Annotated in this window: 3 protein-coding genes; all 3 read right to left on the reverse strand. The window is 64.0% G+C overall.

Annotation, left to right across the window (positions count from 1 at the left end; translation table 11 throughout):
* Positions 1-3: 3 nt before the first annotated feature.
* Entirely contained in the window at positions 4-1020 is a 1017-nt protein-coding gene (locus G3480_RS26035) for a tyrosine-type recombinase/integrase (protein WP_164657110.1), read from the reverse strand.
* The gene (locus tag G3480_RS26040) at positions 1013-1981 is read right to left on the reverse strand and encodes a tyrosine-type recombinase/integrase (protein WP_164657111.1); all 969 of its coding nucleotides are present in this window, start codon (positions 1979-1981) and stop codon (positions 1013-1015) included. The genes G3480_RS26035 and G3480_RS26040 overlap by 8 nt, the downstream gene beginning before the upstream one ends.
* Positions 1978-2666, reverse strand: a 689-nt coding sequence (locus G3480_RS26045; protein WP_164657112.1) for a site-specific integrase, incomplete at its 5' end; no start/stop codon positions are given. The genes G3480_RS26040 and G3480_RS26045, both read right to left, overlap by 4 nt.

Here is a 2666-nt window from a genome sequence, read left to right on the forward strand (position 1 = left end):
TAATTACAGCGCCTCGAGGAACTGGCGCAGTTCGTCAGGTGGCTGGTATCGCGTGGGCGGGTTGGCTGGCTCCTGGAGTCGCGCGAGGGCCTGCTCCTTCATGGCTAGGTTGGCTTCAACGTACCGGTGCGTGGTTGCTATGGATTCATGCCCTAGCCACAGGGCGATGACATTGAACGCGACCCCGGATTGGAGCATCGCCATTGCTGTCGTATGTCGAATGCAATGTGGGGATACGTGACGCTCGGCGAGGGAAGGATAGACCTGGGCGGCACGAGTGACTGCGATCTTGAGGCGTTGATTGACGTTGTTGCGCGTCATCGCATGCCCGTCGCGATTGGGCAGCAGCGGCGCGTCAGCGACTAGCGCTGGGTTGTGCTGTAGCCAAGTCCGAATCTCGCGCACCGTGGAGCGCCAGAGTGGGACGGCGCGCTGTTTCCTGCCCTTTCCATGCAGGTGGACATAGGGTGAAGCCTCCATGACCACATCGGCGACGCGCACGCCGATCATCTCCGAGACCCGAGCCCCGGTGTTGTAGAGCAGGCCCCACAACAGGTGGTCGCGCTGTGCCGTCCAGGTGCTCCCTGGCTCGCCGATCACGGCCAACATCTCCTCATGGGTCAGGAATCCGAGCATGGGCCGCTCGCTGCGCTTGGAGGGAACGCCAAGGGCCTGCTCGAGGATCGGCAAGGCCGTGAGGTCGCGACGGGCCGCGAACTTCAAGAAAGCGCGCAGGGCCATGAGGCGCAGATTGCGGCTTCTCGCGCAATTATGGCGCTGTTGTTCCAGATCATCGAGGAACGCCAGGATCAGTTCGGGTGTGAAGTCGCTGAGCTGAAGCGAACTCGCAGCCTTTCCCAGACGCTGCTCGGCGAAGTCCAGGAACAACAGCATGGCATCGCGATAGGCGGCAATGGTGTTTGGACTCAACGCGCGCTGGCGGAGCACGTAGTCGGTGAAGAAGAGTTGCACCAGTGTGGGAAACGAGAATCTATCGGAAGACTTGCTGAACTCAGTCACAAGCCACCTCCGCCGCGTACTGTCCGGCCTCGAAGCACTCGGCCGCCACGGCCATGAGCTCAGGGACGGCACTCAGATACCAATAGGTGTCGGTAACATGGGCATGGCCGACGTAGGTCGAGAGCGCGAGCATGCGTTGGTCGATATCGACCCCTTGCGCCTGCCAAAGCAAAATGCGTCGGACCACGAAGGTATGACGAAGATCATGCAGGCGTGGCGCGGCATGGGCACCGCGATTGACCCAGCCGAGCTGCTCACGCAACTGCTGGAAGATCCGGTCGACCTGGCGCGGCGAAGGTCGGTGGGCGTGGCGCCGATCGCGCGAGCCCACGAAGAACGGTGACTCCTCCGTGACGATGATCTCCCGATCGCACTGCGCGTGGTAGCGGCGCAGCGCCGCCAAAGTGGTTGGATGGACCGGCACTTGGCGCGACTTGTGAAACTTGGTTTCACGTACCGTTAGCACCCCGTCCCTCAGATCGACATCCCCCAGGCACAGGTGCACCGCCTCGGAGAGGCGCAGACCGGTGGCCGCCAGCAGTCCGAACAGCGTCTCGTAGGTCGCTCCGCGCCGAGGTGGCTGGAGCTGACGGGCGGCGGCCAGCAGAGCGATGATCTCCTGCTCGCGATAGATGTGCGGTGTCAGCCGCTCACCCACGGAGCCAAAAATGGCCTCATCCGGGACCTCGGTGTCCGGCTCAAACTGGCGCAGCCAACGGGTGAAGGGACGCAGGATCTTCAGCCGTCTGGCCCAGGTCTTGGGATCCTCACTGCGATGACTCGGCTGGCGTGCCCACTGCGCCATCACCTCAAGGGTGAGCGGCCCAGTGAGGGCGAGGGTTTCGATATAGGCGGACAAGCCGCGCAGCGCATGCCCCATGGAACGGGACTGGAAACCGAGGCGATGGCGCTCGTCGAGAAATTCGGTGACGTACTTCTGCAGCGGGATGGTCATCGTCATGCGACCTCCCCCGGCCACGGCAGCGCCACTTCACTCAAGCTGGGCGTGTCGAGCTTGGCATAGATCAAGGTCGTATCGAGCGAGCGGTGGCGCAGCACATCGGCCACCTCTTTGAGCGAGCCACCGCTGGCCAATAACCGACTGGCCAGGGTGTGACGCAGCGCATGCGCACTGTGTCCGGTCAGCCCGGCGCGGGCATAGGCTTGGCGGATCACCTTGGCGACGCCATCGGGGCCGAGCGGGCGACCCTGTGGGGCAATACACCGCACGAAGAGCGCCCGCGAGGACGTCTGCGTGCGCTCAAGACGCAGATAGTCGGCGATGGCTTGGCCAGTCGTCGGTGGCAGCGGCAGGGTGTCGGCTCGCCCGCCTTTGGTGCGACGCAGCATGAGCGTGCCGTCACGCCAATCGATGTCGTCGAGCGAGAGCGCCGCAATTTCTCCACACCGCAAGCCCAGATCCAAGGCGCAGCGAACGATGGCCACGTCACGACGCGTTGAGGAGGCGTCTTCTCCGAGCTCGGCCACCAAGCGCGCGACCTCTTCCTCGCTCAGGGCCTTCGGCAGCGTCGCCTGAGGCCAGTTGGGCGGCGAGACCAACACCCCCATCAGCCCCTGCACGGGCTCGCCGCGGGTGACGCAAAAGCGCAGATAGCTGCGCAAGGTCGAGATCAAGCTCGCCGAAC

This window comes from Thiorhodococcus mannitoliphagus (assembly GCF_010915725.1).
In the GTDB taxonomy this organism is placed as follows: domain Bacteria; phylum Pseudomonadota; class Gammaproteobacteria; order Chromatiales; family Chromatiaceae; genus Thiorhodococcus; species Thiorhodococcus mannitoliphagus.